The 16,157-nt window shown below is 45.3% G+C and carries 21 protein-coding genes and 1 pseudogene; 10 read left to right on the top strand and 12 right to left on the bottom strand.

The window, feature by feature from the left end; all coding sequences use genetic code 11:
- A pseudogene (locus tag QXV08_RS02685) lies at positions 1-447 on the top strand (hypothetical protein); the annotation flags it as partial.
- A 29-nt stretch (positions 448-476) separates the two neighbouring features.
- On the opposite strand, the gene QXV08_RS02690 reads toward QXV08_RS02685, so the two are convergent.
- Positions 477-698: a hypothetical protein gene (locus QXV08_RS02690; protein ID WP_342784682.1), complete on the bottom strand. Its 222-nt coding sequence runs from the start codon at positions 696-698 to the stop codon at positions 477-479.
- 131 nt (positions 699-829) lie between these two features.
- Here QXV08_RS02690 and QXV08_RS02695 point away from each other — a divergent pair, with 131 nt between their 5' ends.
- Both QXV08_RS02695 and QXV08_RS02700 read left to right on the top strand, forming a co-directional pair.
- On the top strand, positions 830-1,135 hold the full coding sequence (locus QXV08_RS02695; protein ID WP_342784684.1) for a TRAM domain-containing protein: 306 nt from the start codon (positions 830-832) through the stop codon (positions 1,133-1,135).
- Positions 1,119-1,463, top strand: coding sequence for a hypothetical protein (locus QXV08_RS02700; RefSeq protein WP_342784686.1), 345 nt, complete (start codon positions 1,119-1,121; stop codon positions 1,461-1,463). Before QXV08_RS02695 ends, QXV08_RS02700 begins: the two co-directional genes overlap by 17 nt.
- A 3-nt stretch (positions 1,464-1,466) precedes the next feature.
- Here the strand turns inward: QXV08_RS02700 and QXV08_RS02705 are convergent, their stop codons facing one another.
- The gene (locus QXV08_RS02705; protein WP_342784688.1) at positions 1,467-1,955 is read right to left on the bottom strand and encodes an adenosine-specific kinase; all 489 of its coding nucleotides are present in this window, start codon (positions 1,953-1,955) and stop codon (positions 1,467-1,469) included.
- A gap of 81 nt (positions 1,956-2,036) precedes the next feature.
- Between QXV08_RS02705 and QXV08_RS02710 the strand changes: the two genes are divergently transcribed.
- The 4 genes from QXV08_RS02710 to QXV08_RS02725 are packed head-to-tail and all read left to right on the top strand — an operon-like array spanning position 2,037 to position 5,558.
- Positions 2,037-2,684, top strand: a complete 648-nt coding sequence (locus QXV08_RS02710) for a hypothetical protein (RefSeq protein WP_342784690.1) — start codon at positions 2,037-2,039, stop codon at positions 2,682-2,684.
- Positions 2,685-2,696: 12 nt separating this feature from the next.
- Positions 2,697-3,419, top strand: a complete 723-nt coding sequence (locus tag QXV08_RS02715) for a purine-nucleoside phosphorylase (RefSeq protein ID WP_342784692.1) — start codon at positions 2,697-2,699, stop codon at positions 3,417-3,419.
- Positions 3,397-4,869, top strand: a complete 1,473-nt coding sequence (gene cysS / locus QXV08_RS02720; protein WP_342784694.1) for a cysteine--tRNA ligase — start codon at positions 3,397-3,399, stop codon at positions 4,867-4,869. Before QXV08_RS02715 ends, cysS begins: the two co-directional genes overlap by 23 nt.
- Complete coding sequence (locus QXV08_RS02725; RefSeq protein WP_342784696.1) at positions 4,866-5,558, top strand: recombinase RecB; 693 nt, start codon at positions 4,866-4,868, stop codon at positions 5,556-5,558. Before cysS ends, QXV08_RS02725 begins: the two co-directional genes overlap by 4 nt.
- Here QXV08_RS02725 and QXV08_RS02730 read toward each other — a convergent pair.
- A complete protein-coding gene (locus tag QXV08_RS02730) occupies positions 5,555-6,700 on the bottom strand; it encodes a radical SAM protein (RefSeq protein WP_342784697.1) in 1,146 nt (381 codons plus the stop codon). The genes QXV08_RS02725 and QXV08_RS02730 overlap by 4 nt on opposite strands.
- A 131-nt stretch (positions 6,701-6,831) precedes the next feature.
- Between QXV08_RS02730 and QXV08_RS02735 the strand changes: the two genes are divergently transcribed.
- Positions 6,832-7,431, top strand: a complete 600-nt coding sequence (locus QXV08_RS02735) for a hypothetical protein (RefSeq protein WP_342784699.1) — start codon at positions 6,832-6,834, stop codon at positions 7,429-7,431.
- Positions 7,400-8,047: an HAD-IB family phosphatase gene (locus QXV08_RS02740; protein WP_342784701.1), complete on the top strand. Its 648-nt coding sequence runs from the start codon at positions 7,400-7,402 to the stop codon at positions 8,045-8,047. Before QXV08_RS02735 ends, QXV08_RS02740 begins: the two co-directional genes overlap by 32 nt.
- On the opposite strand, the gene QXV08_RS02745 is transcribed toward QXV08_RS02740, so the two are convergent.
- The 7 genes from QXV08_RS02745 to QXV08_RS02775 form a co-directional block, all read right to left on the bottom strand.
- Positions 8,028-8,354 (bottom strand): transcriptional regulator, encoded by a 327-nt coding sequence (locus tag QXV08_RS02745; RefSeq protein ID WP_342784703.1) that lies wholly within the window; start codon positions 8,352-8,354, stop codon positions 8,028-8,030. The genes QXV08_RS02740 and QXV08_RS02745 overlap by 20 nt on opposite strands.
- A gap of 73 nt (positions 8,355-8,427) precedes the next feature.
- Positions 8,428-8,763, bottom strand: a complete 336-nt coding sequence (locus QXV08_RS02750; RefSeq protein ID WP_342788048.1) for a DUF167 domain-containing protein — start codon at positions 8,761-8,763, stop codon at positions 8,428-8,430.
- A gap of 64 nt (positions 8,764-8,827) precedes the next feature.
- The gene (locus QXV08_RS02755) at positions 8,828-10,018 is read right to left on the bottom strand and encodes a tRNA (guanine(26)-N(2))-dimethyltransferase (RefSeq protein ID WP_342784707.1); all 1,191 of its coding nucleotides are present in this window, start codon (positions 10,016-10,018) and stop codon (positions 8,828-8,830) included.
- A gap of 40 nt (positions 10,019-10,058) precedes the next feature.
- Entirely contained in the window at positions 10,059-10,607 is a 549-nt protein-coding gene (locus QXV08_RS02760) for an NTPase (protein WP_342784709.1), read from the bottom strand.
- A 121-nt stretch (positions 10,608-10,728) separates the two neighbouring features.
- Positions 10,729-11,619, bottom strand: coding sequence for a helix-turn-helix domain-containing protein (locus tag QXV08_RS02765; protein ID WP_342784711.1), 891 nt, complete (start codon positions 11,617-11,619; stop codon positions 10,729-10,731).
- Between the two features lie 65 nt (positions 11,620-11,684).
- Positions 11,685-12,389, bottom strand: coding sequence for a fibrillarin-like rRNA/tRNA 2'-O-methyltransferase (locus QXV08_RS02770; protein ID WP_342784713.1), 705 nt, complete (start codon positions 12,387-12,389; stop codon positions 11,685-11,687).
- 5 nt (positions 12,390-12,394) lie between these two features.
- Complete coding sequence (locus QXV08_RS02775) at positions 12,395-13,615, bottom strand: C/D box methylation guide ribonucleoprotein complex aNOP56 subunit (protein WP_342784715.1); 1,221 nt, start codon at positions 13,613-13,615, stop codon at positions 12,395-12,397.
- 89 nt (positions 13,616-13,704) lie between these two features.
- Between QXV08_RS02775 and QXV08_RS02780 the strand changes: the two genes are divergently transcribed.
- On the top strand, positions 13,705-13,857 hold the full coding sequence (locus QXV08_RS02780; RefSeq protein WP_012608483.1) for a 30S ribosomal protein S30e: 153 nt from the start codon (positions 13,705-13,707) through the stop codon (positions 13,855-13,857).
- A gap of 9 nt (positions 13,858-13,866) precedes the next feature.
- Here the strand turns inward: QXV08_RS02780 and QXV08_RS02785 are convergent, their stop codons facing one another.
- Positions 13,867-14,832, bottom strand: a complete 966-nt coding sequence (locus QXV08_RS02785; protein WP_342784718.1) for an NAD-dependent epimerase/dehydratase family protein — start codon at positions 14,830-14,832, stop codon at positions 13,867-13,869.
- Between the two features lie 14 nt (positions 14,833-14,846).
- Positions 14,847-16,037 (bottom strand): aminotransferase class I/II-fold pyridoxal phosphate-dependent enzyme, encoded by a 1,191-nt coding sequence (locus QXV08_RS02790; RefSeq protein WP_342784721.1) that lies wholly within the window; start codon positions 16,035-16,037, stop codon positions 14,847-14,849.
- Between the last annotated feature and the right edge of the window lie 120 nt (positions 16,038-16,157).

Raw genomic sequence — 16,157 nt, forward strand, 5'->3', positions numbered from 1 at the left:
CATAGTGATAAATGCGTAGATATAGTTGAGGTGGCGAGGGAGCTAGAAGGCATAAGGTTCAACCCATTAATCATAAACTTCTCTGAGAAGGATTGCAGTGGCACACCATGGATAATAAATGTTACCATCGATAATCTCCTCAGGCTTACCCAGCGCGCGATAGCCGGACTCATAATTGATGAAAGCGTTGAGAGCCATATAGTATTAAGTGCACTGTACAATAATACCCGTCCAATCATAGTATGCAGCGATATTGAGACGCCCATGGATTCCAAGATAATCATAAAGACTAATAGATGCGAGCCGGATAAACTAGTAGAGTTAATACTCGAGTTATTCAGTAGGATCGAGCACTATAGGAGAATCAGCTCTGAACGCCCTTTGAAAAGCGGTTCAGAAAGCAGCCTAAATACCTTGAAGGAGTATTTAACCGGGGGAAGTAATTAAATGATTGAAGCATGCGGTGGAAAACCATTTTACTTCTTCAAGGCTGAAGCTATCTCATCCGCGATCCTCGCTAGATCCTCCCGTGATGTTACAGACGACGGCTTTATCCTTGGAGCGTATAACACGACTCTACCTGCTATCTTATCCTTGACCCTCACAAACTCCTTGTCCTTGAACTTGTATATGTCCAGTAACTCCACGTCATGCTTCAACAATTCTCTTCTCAACAGTACACTAATCGTCTTAGGCATGACGACACCACCCATTTTACCTTTCTGATTGAGTCATAAACCTAATAAGCATTAGCGAGATATAAATATTAATAACCCCTATATGCTTTAATTGATAGGGCAGGTCAACTATAGTAGAGCGGGATATAGACGTGTCTAGGCAGCAGAAAAAACATAGCTGGAATCCATATACAAGTGATGTCCAGAGGTTCAGCATATATCCAAGAATACAGACACCACACGAGGATTCCCTGAAACCAGGCAAGGTACTAACCGTTGAAATAGGCGATGTAGACAAACATGGAAACGGGATTGTAGACTACAAGGGGGTCAAGATAATAGTTTATAACGCGAGCCTCGGCTCAAAGGTAAAGATAAGGATCACCAAGGTCAATGACGACATAGCATACGGGGAAATCCTGGAAGTCCTGAGTGAAGCAAATGAGAAATACCAGTAACAATAACATATTCGTTGAAATAGCCTTGAACCTAGGTATTGATATAGCGGAGAAGCTTGAGGCAGGGGAGCACGTGGAAGGCCAGCAAGCATGGCTTGTAATGGATTTACTGATGCAAAGACATAGGACAACCATCCTCTTCGAGGATGAAGAAATAGGGGAAAACGTGGAATGCTATGCCATAGCCTTTAGAATCGGCAACAACCATGTGTTCTACCTTTTGAAAACGGGTAAGGAGTCTTCGTGCTGGATTACTACTAGTAGTAAAGACGAGGTATTGAAAAACATACAGCTACTAGAAGATGCTATTAGGAAGTGCAACGGGTAAAAACTATTTTTTATAACCTATCTTCCTCAGAAAATCCCTCCTCTCTTTTTTATCCTCCTCTGCTTCCACACCGAGCGGCGGGTACCCGTCTACCACGCCGAGTATTACCCTACCCTGATTAGTCTCCCCTACTATAACCTGCACCGGGTTACCTGTTGCAACGTATAGTGAAACCACCTCCTGTATATTCTTCAACTGGTTCAACACGTTTATCGGATAAGCGTTTCTTATAAACAATACAAATGTGTGCCCAGCACCTATCTTTAACGCTGCATCGATGGCTGCCTTAGTTAACTCCTCGTCGTTACCCTCGTATCTCACCAACCTCTTACCACTGGCCTCGTTGAACGCCAACCCGAATCTTATACCGGGCACGCTGGTGACCAGTGCCTCATATATATCCTCAACCGTCTTTATGAAGTGGCTCCGGCCTATTATAATGTTCGCGCCCTCTGGTATAGGTATATCCACCACATGCAGGGAGACGCTCATCCCGGATCCTCACCGGGATTATATATTAGGATAGCCAGGAATAAATCTATGCTGTGTGGACAATAATATTTGGTCTAGGTGATGGTTTTGAAGCTGATCATAAAGTCTTTCGAGCTATGCCCCTTCGAAGAGGAATCCGATACAGTGAGGGTGAGACTATACACCAGGGGGGACAGGCACTGGTCCGAGGTGGAGGAACCCGGTTTCAATACTAAGGAGCAGGGTAATGAAGGCTTGCTCGAGAAGATGCTTGAGATAGCCGGCAACCAGCTAACCATGTGGATGACGAGTGAGAAAGACTCCGGGTGCTACAGGTTTATTGATGTCGAGGCTCCGGGAGCAAGCATCACGCTTGGCGAGGGAGTGGTTAAAGACACTGAGACAATACTTGCCCCTAAGCCATCGCCTTTAATGAGGATACGCATCGTTAAGGTTGAAGAACCTGAAAAATACCGTGTTATACATGAATTCAAGCCCTCGAAGGAGTCAATAATATATGACGGCTTCCTCAACATTAAGAACCCTGATCTCCAATACGACCTCATACTAATCGATACCGTCGACGACACAAGGATACTTCTTCCCCACGAGCTAATTCTATCCCCGTTGAAACTAAGCGGTGAATCAACCAAGAGGAGGGCTAGGAGGAAAAAAACTAAAACCTCAAAAACCAAGAGAAAGAAGAGTAAGACAAGGAAAAAGAAGGGTAGGAAGAGTAAGAGGAGGTAGGGGTGTGTCGGCTTGCCCATACATATTAAGGCTTCCCCAGGCGATATAGCCGAGAACGTTATAGCTGTCGGTGATCCTGGACGCGTAGACATTCTCTCTGGGCTACTCAGCAGCGTTAAAACCGTTAACACTCATAGGGGATTCAAGATAGTTACTGGCTTGTATAACGGTAAGAAGGTAACCATCGCGACACACGGGGTAGGCGCCCCAAGTGCCAGCATAGTCTTCGAGGAGCTACGCCAGCTAGGAGCCAAGAGGATAGTCAGGATAGGTACAACTGGTGGTGTGAGAAAAGACACCAGGATAGGTGACGTGATCGTTGCAACTGGTGCAGCCTACACGGTCAATGGCTGTGGACTAGGCCAGTATATGCCTGGGATATGCGGTGCCGCCTCACCGGATCCCGTGTTAACTACAAGGATAATCGAGTCTATGGAGGAGCATGGAGTAGAATATAAGAAGGGCCCGGTTTTCTCCAGTGATGCATTCTACGCTGAAGACCCATCATTCGCAGAGAGGCTGTCGCACTACGGGGTCGTCGCAGTGGAAATGGAGGCTGCAGCATTATTCACGCTTGGCTGGCTAAGGGGTTTTGAGACCGCATGCGTTCTAGTGGTTAGCGATGTACTCCACGGCGAGGAAGCCATGAAGAAATACTTGACTACGGAGGAGCTGGCCGAGGTCTTCTTAAAGGTTGCGAAGCTGGTTCTCGATGTCTTCTACAAGTATTATTGAAGGATTGGGAGGTATGCTCCCAGCTATAAAAATATATGATACTTTATCCAGGGATTTAAAGGAGCTACAGCCCATTGAGCCCGGCATAGTTAAAATGTATGTATGCGGGCCAACAGTCTATGATTACACGCATATAGGGCATGGGAAGACATATGTTGTATATGATGCATTCAAGAGGTATCTTTCTCTAAGGGGATATCACGTAGTCCACGTCATGAATATCACTGATATAGATGACAAGATCATAAAGCGCTCCCAGGATGAGGGTAGGGATTGGAGTGAGATTGTAGATGAATACACACGCGACTATTTATCAGCCCTGGAGAAATTGAATGTGACAATAGATCATCATCCACGTGTTTCAGAACACATCAATGAGATAATAGGTTTTATCCAGGGGTTAATAGACAAGGGGTATGCCTATATTGCGCCCAGTGGAAGCGTATACTTCAATGTAGACAAGTACGATGACTATGGCCGCTTATCCGGTAGAGTGAGTAAGGAGACATGGGGTCAGGAGCAAGAGTTCCTCTCGGAGAAACGGAACCCATACGACTTCGCTCTCTGGAAGGCTGCCAAGCCTGGTGAACCATACTGGGAGAGCCCATGGGGGAGGGGTAGGCCTGGATGGCATATAGAATGCAGCGTTATGAGTAGCCGGTACCTGGGCTCCAGGTTCGATATACATGGCGGTGGAACCGACCTGATATTTCCACACCATGAGAATGAGAGGGCTCAGAGCGAGGCTTTCTTCGGGTCTAGGCCATGGGTAAGTATATGGATGCATTCAGGGCTCGTGATGGTTGGTAAGGATAAGATGAGTAAGAGCCTTAAGAATATTATACCGTTAAAGGAGGCATTCGATAAATGGGGTCCCATGCCCCTGAGGCTCTGGTATCTCTCAACGCATTACAGGAAGCCACTGTATTTCTCCGAGGAGGCTCTCGAAAACTCTGTGAAACTATATGAGAGACTAACTACAGCAGCCCAGCTACTGAGGAGGCTGGCCCATGAATCAACAAGCTTACACTATGCACGCGAGGAGGACTTGAAGATATTTAACCAGCTTGTATCGCTCCACACACGCTTCCATAACGCGTTAAGCGATGACTTTAACACGGCGGAGGCTCTCGCAGTGGTTAACGAGTACCTTACAATATTATTCAGGGATATACAGTATAATCCAAGACACCTACTTGTATCAACAAGCATCAAGTTGCTCAGGGAATTCAATACAGTGCTCGGTGTGCTAGATGGGGAGCTGGAAGGAGTGGAGGAGGGCGAGGCGTTGCTGGATAGCATGGTAGAAATACTTATAAATGTCAGGAAGGAGCTCAGGAAGAGAGGTATATACGACTTATCAGACGCTATAAGGAGTGATTTATCAAAGATAGGTATACAGCTAATGGATAAGGGGCTTGAAACAACGTGGGTAAGGGTTAGAAAGTGAGTATTAGTTCAAGTAGAAAATGGCGAAGCAGCGAGCTAATAGCGTTAGAATACCTTGAGAAACAAGGATTTAGAATCGAGGAGACGAGGAAGAAGATAAAGATCGAAGGAGTTGAGATAGGGGAGGTTGACGCCATAGCTATATCACCTAGTGGAGAGAAATACGCGGTTGAAATAAAAGCGGGCAGGGTTGATGTAGCAGGGATTAGGCAGGCATACGTCAACGCATTACTCCTGGGCCTGAAGCCCCTTATCATTGCGAAGGGTTATGCCGATGACTCGGCGATGATGCTTGCAAGGGAGCTTGATGTCAAGGTCATAGAGCTAGGCGACCAGTATCTCGTGGACTCCGAGGAATTAGAGATAATTGTTGAATCAGCCATTTATGGATTACTCAGAAAGATACTAGGGGTTATCACAAGCAGCGAACCTATTCCACCCCAGGATTACACCGTAATAGAGGCCCTCGCTAGCTCACGTGATATAAAGGAATTTGCGGACTCCTTAAAGACCACAGTGGAAAACGCTATGAGGCAGGTTAGAAGGATCCAGTCTAAGGGTATTCTACCCGAGGATACTAAGAGTTACTATGAGTTGAAAATGTATGCCCAGATAATTTTACTAAGAGAGAGGATAAGAGGGCTTGAGAGGCTCCTAGCAAGCAGTTGCAGGGAGAGAAACCCAACCTAGCTACCCGTGAAGATAGGGCAGGCCCTGAACCAGTATTTGATCACTTCCCCAGCCAGCACCTTGTCGCATTTGGACCGTATACTTATCCTGGTGAAACCATTTGAAAACCCCTTGAAGCTACCGTAACACCCTATCTCCCTTAATAACTCCTCGACAGCATCTTTCTCGGGCTTGTATAGTGGCTTTGCAGTATCCGTTATTCCCATGGAGATCATCCTCCAACATAGCTCTCCATGGCTGTAAATATTAGCCATGCATGCTAGTGGGAAATACTTCAAGCCTTTTCTCCTGGTATAAGCCGCTATATTCTCCTTTATATCTGCCACATTGATACTGTATTGTACTCCTTCATGCATCTTCTCTAGAGGTATATGCAACCTCCTCTCTATTTCCCTTATATCGGCCCCAGCCTCCTTTAGGTTCTCAATGATTCTCGGAGTCACCCTTAAACCCCCTGCAACAACCCCTACCGCTCCATATTCGGCTGCCTTATCTATGATCTCTACGTATTCTTTATCAGTTATCCCCGGTATTATGGGTCTCAAGAACAATACCGGCTTTAACCCTGCCTCTCTGAGATTTCTTATCGATTCAAGCCTAAGTTCTGGTCTAGGTGCATTCCTCTCCAACTCTCTAGAGTAGTTAATTGAGACTAGGGTGATCAATGGCGATATACCTGGGTCTATTGCAGCTATTTTAAGAGCCGTATTCATTGATATATAGGCTTTCGTGGAGAACTGAATGTAGTTGCCCAGATACTTCTTCACCGCCCAGATATATTCAAGAGTCTTCCCGAGGACTGCCGGGTGAAACGGCTCTGTTACGCTACCAATGGCGATCAGGGTTCCCCTTTCACCTGGGAGGAAATATTTATTATTAAGCAACGCATAGACCAACTGCACACCGCTTAAAGGATACGGCTTTATCGAGTTCACGGGGAACCCCATGTCACCTATGTAGCAGTATGAACACCCCATTGCACACCCAATACCAGTATGTATTGTTAAGCCGCAGGGTCTCGGAGCCCGCTTCGAATGAGGGTCTCTAAGGGATGCTTTCTTCTCCTCATCGTTGAGAATCATGGATACCTCATCCATGATTTTACTCCTTAATGTCGCATAATACTTGGAGACCTTGCTCATAGCTGATCCTTTAACACCAGGTATCCCTGCTACTATAATAATACACCGGAGGTTTTAACCGCTTAGAGATAGGTTAGAATAATACATGTTATAATAGGTTGAACACGATTAATGTAGAACAGGTGTAAGAATTGAACGTTGACTTCATTCGCCACATAGTGAATCCAGTATTAAACAAGTACATGGTGAACCAGGAGAAAAACAGGGTTTTAATAGAGGTAAAGAAATTATTTCAGCAGGGCGAGGAAGTATATAGGTTCAGCATATATAATGGAGATCCACGAAACCTCGCCGCATTCCTTAAAAGCGATAATTTTACGCAGATCGTGAACATATTAAAGTCGGCTGGGATGACATACTTGATCACAGAGATACTGAGTGAAGCACTAGCATCATACAGCGGCATCAAGGAGGTTGAGGAAGCTTTAAACCAAGCACTAGCCTCGCTGAAGAGAGAAACACAGATTGAAACAGGTGAAAGAGGGGAAGAAGACGTAATAAGCATGCTTGAATCCATGCTTAAAAACACTAATCTGTTTAAACGAATTGAACGGGGTAGAAACAGCCTAGTGGCTGAGACCCACAACGGGTGGCTACTACGTGTTTCAAGCAGTAAAAAAGGGTATAGGTTGAAGATTAATTTCACTAAGAATTACAATGGTGGTAAAACAAGTGAATTAATGAAAGAGGTAGTGAGAATTGCCGAGTGGATTAATAGTCTTCGATTGTGACGGTGTACTCACATATAACCATAGTAGTTGGCAACAATTACATGAGTACTTTGGTAGCAGAGACAATAAGTATTTCGCCGAGCTCTACGAGAGAAACCTGATAACATACCTGGACTGGATGAAGATAGATATAGCATTAATGATACATTCATGGGGTAAGCCGATAAAGAGACGGGATGTTGAGGATGCATTGTCATCCATCAGGGTTAAACAGGAAGCCCCGGAGGTTATTAAGGCACTCAAGGATGCCGGCTACATAGTTGCCGTTGTAAGCAGCGGTATCGACATACTGGTCGAGAGGGTCTGCCGTGAGCTTGGAGTTGATCTTTGCCTCTACAACAAGCTCGCATTCCATAATGATGAATTAATACCGGGTGGAGAAGCACTAGTACCATTAAGGGAGAAGCCTAGAATAGTGAAGAACCTGGCCGAATCCCTCTCGATAAGCATTCATGACACATATTATGTCGGGGACAGTAAATGGGATATAGAAGTATTCAGAAACGTAGGGCACTCGATTGCTGTAAAGCCATGTGGTGAAGCCTGCGGGTTCGCCGAACACGTGGTCTCGGATCTCAGGGAGATAATAGGTATTGTTAATGGTTTCCGCGTTTAGAAATCATGAAGCGGGGTGGCTCAATCCACTCGCTTTTACATCGGGGACACCGGGAAACCTCTCTAGGCCTCTTGAGATCCTTGAATACATAGCCGCATTTCCTGCATCTAGGGGGCTCCATGAGAAGTACTTCTTCCCCGTTCGACTTAGAGTAAACGCTTTTAGCAATATGCGATAGATCTTCATATACCTCTCTAGGTGTAGTGTTCAATTGGAGAATACTGATTATCTCCCTAACAGTTAAAGGCCTAGTGGTCTCCCTTAATAGCCTTGTTATTTTCTCCCTACTTGTTTCAAAATCGTTCACTATAGCCACCCATGCCCTATACACTGAGTTAAAAACTTGGATGAAGGAGAAGTAATTATAGGTGGTTCCATGACTATACGAGTCTAACCAGCTTAGCCAGCTTAATCGCTAGCTCATCAGGATCGACATCGTTGAGTAGTACTTTCTTAAGTGTTTCACGACGACCGTACACTATATCTATCTTGGACACGGGGATCTTCAGCTCCCTTGCCAAGTACTTCACTAGTGCTGCATTCTCCCGGCCCTTCTCTGATTGCTCAGCTGTGTGAAAAACCAGTTCATCCCCCTCGATAGTTATGTAGTCTTCGACGTCTCCAGGTTTCACCCTTATAGATAGAATAATGCCCTGGGAGGATTCACTTATATGTTTTGACACTATTCCACGGATTTTATCGAGTAATTGAGACAAGGGTATCCCCAATTATAGTTTAAGAGTGAAGAGTAAAAAATCTTGCGACATGTTAACCACTGGATTAAATACTCTTTAACACCTCGGCCAAGGCCTTCACATCGCTATCTATCTTTAATCCCCGTGGATCAAAGTGTGTACGGGAAGCCGTGATGCCATGCTGCTTCAAAGCCTCTATGAGGGCCTCGTATTTCGGCATATTTCTCCCAATAATAGAGCATAGCTTATCTATTCGTACATACGGGTTATTTAACCTAGTCTCATCCTTGAGGAGTCCAAGTATTTTCCTCGAGTCCTTGTGAAGCCAGCTTAGTTTATCGGCTTCATTGAATACCTTATCAATGAACTCGGCTTCTCCTAGGCTACAGATCCATGTTTCACCCGTTAGAACCGGCCTCCCGTTATCAATACATGTTAGATCCCTGGCTTCATCCAGGGATTTAATATATCCTCTTTCCAGCGTCGAGGGACAGTACCATATATAACCCAGGCATTCATTAATTAATCGATATGCTTCTCCCGTACTCCTCAAGGTTTCAAAGAAAACCCTATAATAATGCTTATAAACGAATGTAAGCAACGGCCTAGCAGCAATGTCGAGTGCTGAAGCACGTTTAACTATGTACGCGATGAGCAGCCTGGCCCCTATTTCTTTCTCGAAATCAGTGTGAACACAAGTAAACCAGTATCTCCTAAGGGTTTTCCTGTAGTGACTACATGTGAGCGGGGCTGTATCGGTTGCCGTGACACCTATCAATGCCCTCTTACCCAGGGGTTTAAACACTGAGTCCACGAATGGGACCGGGGAGCCATAGGGATCTAGGTCTATATAGTCGAATGATATACCCGTGAAGGTTAAATTATTGAGGAGGATATTTGCCTCCTGCGAGTATACGTGTAGTTTTCCAGGATATAGGTTATTGAGTTGCAGGTTTTTCCTTATGTAGTATAATGCATGTGGATCAATATCGTTTACTATGCCCTCACCGCCCTTCTCGAGCGCTATACGGATGCTACGTATCCCAGTACCGGCTAGTGGATCAATGAAAAATATATTCCTCGATCCATACAGGGTTCTGAGGACTGAAACAGTTACATCCCTGCTTACTATGGCCTGCGGATTATAGAAGACAGGCATCCAAGCCGGCTCTATTGATCCATCGGGTCTTCTATACTCATCCATCCGGGGTATTACGAGCTTAGCTAATCCCTCCTGGATCAATTGTTCACGGCTAAGTATCTTTACACCACTCATTGACTATGTATCACCCCATCTCCACGGCTGAGATCCTCCCTCAGGAACGGGGCGAGGCCAGAGCCTCGATTACTTTATTAATCAACCACCTTGTACTTGATTTAACGTGCTCCCTGTTCTCCATGGTTAACACTATTTTTTCGGCGTCACTAAGTCTACCCAGTATATCTCTATCGGTCAATCTATAATGTACGACAAGTATAACTGGTTTACCGGAGTCAAGGATCTCCAGGAGCAATGGCTTGAAAACAGGTATTTTAAGCTCCATGGGCCCCACTTCATCTATACCTATGACACTGGCTTCTCCAAGAGCCCTCCTTAACGCTGTCTCAATAATCCTGGATGCCTCTTCAACGAGCACAGTGTAAGATCCTATCCTCACCGAGCCAGGGATATTCTTTTTCGCTAACCATGCTTCTTCACCGCTTAATAAATCAATAACTTTAAACCCTATCCTCACACCATGTTCCCTTACTTCAGGCGCTTTAATACCGCCAACCAATAGATTGCTCTCCCTGAGCTCTGATATTAACTTCTCGAAAAGCGTTGACTTACCTACGCCGGGGCGGCCTGTAATAACGATTTTCATAAATCTCCCCTTTACTTTAGAACCTGGCTAGTGATCCATGGAAGCCCATGGATTGATGGGTTTAAATACGCATCGCGCCCACTTGACCTGGACCTGGCTTTCCTCCATCTTTTTTCATGCTTTACGAATGGGCGTCACGGATTTCTTTTAAGTCGTTTTTCGTTCTAATAACTACGAGCTTGGAACCCGTTGTCTTTACTAGTTTCTCAGCGTTCTCCAGTTTCTCGGCCTTATTCTCAGCCTTATCCAGCCTGGTCACAGTTATCACGTTTCCGCCTTTTGCAACGATGTCCACGGGAGTTCTAGATAATTTCACTATGAGGTCTCCGAGTCTATTTAGGAGCCTCCACAGGGTTGCCTCTATCTCGTCGCTCGGCGAGTACTCGTTTTCCAGTGTACCTGCATGAGGCTCCGGGGGCTTGTCTCCGAGTATATCTATCTCCTCAAATATGTCCTCCCCCATTATCCTGGCTAATTCCACAGCTCTTTGAAGTGATACCATTAGCTCGCCTCTTTCATACATATAGACAGCTTTCCTGCTTACTCCAAGTAGCTCCGCTAACTCGCCCCTCGTCAGCCCTGATTCTTTCATTTTCACTTGGAATTTCTCCGCAGAAATCTTCAAGAGGTAGTTTCCTCTAATGTTTACAACAATAGGCTTACTGTTCCTCAATAAATAGTTGCCAAGAAGATTCGTGGTAACGATGTTGACGCCGTTCCTAACATATACTACATCATCCTCAAGCTCCTGCCTACCGTTTTTCTCAGCCACTATGATAGTGTTCGAACCATACACCATCCCTGATTTCTTTAAGTCATTTACCTCTATCCAGGAGACCTCCTTCAAATCCTGTGAAACCTTTATGAAAACCCTGGTATCGCCTCTACACGCAATGATATCGATGCTTCTGGCTGAGGTAGGGTATGAAAGAAACTCGACTCGGAAGCCAGCTTTCCTCAGGGTTCTAGAGACTTCTTCAGCAATGCCCCCTGTATCACTGTTTCTAGACAAAACGGACCCCGTTTTCTGAACTATGTTAAAACATGTTTAAAAGGAGATTTATTTTCCATGCCCAGCTACTTTCTCCTGTATATACCGTATATCATTGCATGGTCTTTATCGTAGGGTTCCAAGTGAACGACGTCGACTATCTCGAATCCCCTCTGCTTTAACGTCTCTATCTCCCTACGGTATACTTCACTAGGCTCCTTTGTCACATCAATGCTTCTAGCCTTTATTGCTAGTAGCAGATATCCCCCATCTCTTAGAAATAGTAACGCGTTGTCTGCGACTATAGCAGCTTGATCCGGTTGTGCAACATCCGCGTATATCCCGTCAACTGTTTCAACAACATGCCTATATTCATGCGGCTTTCTAGCATCGCCTAGTATTGGATAGATGTTCTTTCTCACATCGGCTACTAATACTAGTTCCCTCATAACCCTGGGAGCGAATTCCACTCCGTAAATCCTGCCTTTTAAGCCAATGATGTCTGAGATGTGGCTGGCAGTGGTTCCAGAGGCTATTCCAAGATATAGTATTCTATGCCCCTCCTTGATCGGTTGCTCACTGAGACCATTGGCTAATGCACCAGCCAGCTTGCTCCTGTATAGATTCCACTCCCTGTACTCAACATTATTTATCCTATATAGTTTCTCACCATATACCCTATGACCTGGAACCAGGTTCTTTGTGGCAAGTTTAAGGCTACCATCATCAAGCTCTACAACATATACCCCGTAGTATTTTTCATGTGGTTTTACTGAGACCGGTTGACTCACATGGATCACCTCCCACCCTTCCTCCTGGATTTAGAAGGCGGCCTCGGCCTTTTCTCCTCCTCCTTCTTTGGTGGAGGCTTGGGATATAGTTTCTTTATTTCTTCAACCCTCTCCTCGAACTCCTTTACTAGCTTGTCTCCAGCTAGCCTACCGCTGAAGTAGTCGATCTTGGCTGCTATCGATAGTTTCGCAGCCAACGCTCTAGCTATCTTACCCCTCTGCCACCTAGGGCTCTTATGTATGTATGGATGCTGGAAGATCACTCCATGCTTAGGTGGTTTGCCACCGGTTCTGAGGGCTCTGAACAATGCTTTCTCAGCACCTAGTACCTGTATGGTGCTTGCTGGTAGGACTGCTAGTTTTTCTAGTCCCCCGGCTAGACTCAGTAGTCTCGCCCCTAGTTTAGGTCCTACAAGCGCTGAGATATTCGGGGCAACCTCCTTCATTACTGCATCAATATACTCGTCCAGAGTGCTTCTCAACTTGTAGAGATCCAGTATTATTCCAGCCAATATCTTTATATAGTTCATGTCGAAATCACTTAGGTCGGCACCTATACTGTTCTTTGCCGCCTCAGCAAGCTTTCGAGCCTTTTCCTCACTATACCCTAGTTTACTGAGGTTTTCCACAGTATAATTAGAGCGGTCTCCCAACTCATATACTAGCTTAGCGTACTCAGGGTGCTCCTTTACTAGTTCATCTAGTTCTGGGAAGTGAATGCTATACCATTCTCTAAGCCTTGCAACATATAGGTTTATTGTTTTATCTATGTCATCAGTCGCCCTTATCGCTTGCACAGCCAGCAAGTCCCTTTTCTGAGCCTCCCTTCTTAATTTCCTCCTCGTATACTCAAGCATTATGTTATGGAGCTTCTCGAAGAATTTCTCCTGTGAATCAATGTATCCTAGTTTAACCGCTAATTCAACAATATTCTCCCTTACCTCTATGAAGAAACGGTGCCCTGGCACTATCTCAGGGCTTAATCCATAAGTGGACGCTATTCTAGCTAGCGGTAATGCTTCAACAATTACACTGGTTACACCGCTCTCCTTCAGCTTCTTCATTACTTCAGAATGCTGCGGCGTCTCCTCTCCCCTCTCAATGCTGAGCAAGTATTCCACGTTGTCATCAATGCTCTCAGGTGACTTAGCATACGCTATTATTGAGCCGTCATCGCTTAAAGCGATTACCCCTATAACGCTCTCTACAAGATAAATCTTATTCATCACGATAACACCCGCCTTCCTAGTTAAGAGATCGAGTAAAACCATATTTAAATATCCCTAAACTATACTATCATGTTAGGTGGTTCAATATGCCAAGCCATGGCTCGCTAACAAAGGCTGGGAAAGTAAGGAGTCAAACCCCTAAGATACCGCCTAAGCCGAAGAAGAATAAGCCGCCTAGGATCAGGAATAAATGGGAGTATATCAGGAGGATTGAAAGCCCGCCCAAGGAGGCTGCTTAGAGATAAAAATTACTCTATAACGAGTTTCTTACCTAGCTTCCTACCTAGTTTAACAAGCATGTCTTTAACCATTGCCTCGAAACTCCACTCAGGCTGCCATCCCCATTCCTCCCTAGCAACAGAGTCATCGAGTGATTTAGGCCATGAATCAGCTATTGCCTGCCTGAAGTCTGGCTCGTACTCTACCTCGAAGCCAGGTATGTACTTCTTTATTTCATTGGCTAATTGCTCTGGTGTAAAGCTGAATGCTGTGACATTATAGCCCACCATGAGTTTAAGCCTGGATCTATCGGCCTCCATTAATTGTATCGCTGCTTTCACAGCATCTGGCATATACATCATCGGCAGCATCGTGTCCTTTCTCAGGTAGCACTTGTACTTCTTACCCTCTAGAGCATAGTAGAATATTTCAACTGCATAATCAGTTGTACCCCCACCTGGCAGGGCTTCGCTACTTATAATACCCGGGTATCTGACCCCTCTTACATCAACCCCATACTTTAACACGTAGTATCTTCCAAGTAGTTCACCAGCGTATTTCGTTATACCGTACATCGTGGTTGGATCCATTATAGTGTACTGGGGAGTATTGTACTTTGGAGAACTGGGGCCGAATGCAGCTATCGAGCTGGGCCAGAACACTTTAATACCGTGCTCCCTTGCTGCTTCAAGCACGTTTATTAAACCATCCATGTTTATCCTCCATGCCTGCATGGGGTTCTTTTCACCTGCAGCTGAAAGTATTGCTGCTAAATGGTATATCGTGTCAATATTATACCTCTCTATAACTTTCTCCAGTGCATCCCTATTTAAGACGTCTACTTGTTCAACCGGTCCATCAAGGAGCTCAGGTAACTCCGGCTTCTTAGAGTGATAGCCTGCTACAACATTGTATTTCCCGTATTTCTTCCTTAGAGCCGGCACAAGTGCCGAGCCTATCTGTCCTGTTGCACCGATCACTAGTACATGAGGCATATTACCAGGTCACCCTATATTATTCCAAGCCTCTTTCCATGTTTCTCATATGCTGCTAATGCTTTATCCAAGTCTTCCCTGGTGTGCCCTGCATTGACTTGATTCCTAATTCTCTCTGTCCCCCTAGCAACCATCGGGTATACTATTGGTACAACGAATACTCCTTCCTCGAAGAGGGATTTGGCTAGTTCACGTGTTTTCTTAGTGTCACCTATTATAACTGGTATTATGGGTGTCTGGCTCTTCCCTGTGTTGAATCCAAGGTTGTCTAATTCCTTCTTGAAGTAGTTTCTATTATCCCATAGCTTCCTGATCCTCTCCTTCCCTTCATCACTCATAACTATTTCAAGCGCCTTCAGGTTGGCTGCTGCTACTGCTGGCGGGAATCCAGTACTTAACAGCCATGTCCTAGCCTTGTTCCTAATAAATTCTATGACCTCGTAGTCTGAGCCTATCATGCCTCCTGAGGAGCCAAGGGCTTTAGAGAATGTGCCCACGTGGAAGTCTACTTCCTCCTCGACGCCCAGGTGGGCTGGGGATCCATGTCCCTCTCCCAATACACCTTCACCATGGGCATCGTCTACATATACCATTGCATTATACTCTCTCGCCAACCTAACTATCTCTCTCAGGGGCGCTATGTCACCATCCATTGAGAATACTCCATCGGTTACTATGAGGATCTTTTTGTATTTCCCATGTACTTGTTTAAGCTTGTCCTCTAGGTCCGCTACGTCACAATGCTTATATATTACTTTATCAGCCCTTGAAAGCCTTATACCGTCAATTATGCTTCCATGGTTTAATTCATCAGAGACTATGACGTCTCCTTGCTCAACTATGGCTGGAATAGTGCCAGCGTTCACGGCGAAGCCTGTGGGGAAGACTAGCGCGGCCTCTGTCCTCTTGAACTCGGCTATCTTCTTGTGTAGAGCATCCAGTATCTCATGGTATCCTGCAATAGCCCAGACCGCGCCTGGACCCCATCCATATTTCTCCATGGCTTCGATGGCTGCCTGTTTAAGCCTGGGATCATTGGCTAGATTCAGGTAGTTGTTGGAGGCAAGCACTATAACCTCTCTTCCATCAACTATGGCACGGGGGCCAGCGGGGCCCATGAGTCTCTTTATCTCCCATATTTCCCCTCTCTCAATTAATTCCTTGAGCTTTAACCCATAGTATTCCTTTACCCAGGGTTTCACCATATGTTTCACCATAGACATATATACTATACTTACCCATCTATTTTATAATTTTTACAACCGGAAGCATCCCCATTTATGGCGGGGAGGAGGCCAGCCGTCCCCAGGGATGTCTCAATGATG

Source organism: Desulfurococcus sp. (assembly GCF_038881575.1).
GTDB lineage: Archaea > Thermoproteota > Thermoprotei_A > Sulfolobales > Desulfurococcaceae > Desulfurococcus.

Coding starts and splice junctions, on each gene's coding strand:
- QXV08_RS02690 (WP_342784682.1), bottom strand. CDS start 698: ATGCCTAAGACGATTAGTGTACTGTTGAGAAGAGAATTGTTGAAGCAT.
- QXV08_RS02700 (WP_342784686.1), top strand. CDS start 1,119: ATGAGAAATACCAGTAACAATAACATATTCGTTGAAATAGCCTTGAAC.
- QXV08_RS02705 (WP_342784688.1), bottom strand. CDS start 1,955: ATGAGCGTCTCCCTGCATGTGGTGGATATACCTATACCAGAGGGCGCG.
- QXV08_RS02710 (WP_342784690.1), top strand. CDS start 2,037: ATGGTTTTGAAGCTGATCATAAAGTCTTTCGAGCTATGCCCCTTCGAA.
- cysS (WP_342784694.1), top strand. CDS start 3,397: ATGTCTTCTACAAGTATTATTGAAGGATTGGGAGGTATGCTCCCAGCT.
- QXV08_RS02730 (WP_342784697.1), bottom strand. CDS start 6,700: ATGAGCAAGGTCTCCAAGTATTATGCGACATTAAGGAGTAAAATCATG.
- QXV08_RS02755 (WP_342784707.1), bottom strand. CDS start 10,018: ATGAGTGGTGTAAAGATACTTAGCCGTGAACAATTGATCCAGGAGGGA.
- QXV08_RS02760 (WP_342784709.1), bottom strand. CDS start 10,607: ATGAAAATCGTTATTACAGGCCGCCCCGGCGTAGGTAAGTCAACGCTT.
- QXV08_RS02775 (WP_342784715.1), bottom strand. CDS start 13,615: ATGAATAAGATTTATCTTGTAGAGAGCGTTATAGGGGTAATCGCTTTA.
- QXV08_RS02780 (WP_012608483.1), top strand. CDS start 13,705: ATGCCAAGCCATGGCTCGCTAACAAAGGCTGGGAAAGTAAGGAGTCAA.
- QXV08_RS02785 (WP_342784718.1), bottom strand. CDS start 14,832: ATGCCTCATGTACTAGTGATCGGTGCAACAGGACAGATAGGCTCGGCA.
- QXV08_RS02790 (WP_342784721.1), bottom strand. CDS start 16,037: ATGGTGAAACCCTGGGTAAAGGAATACTATGGGTTAAAGCTCAAGGAA.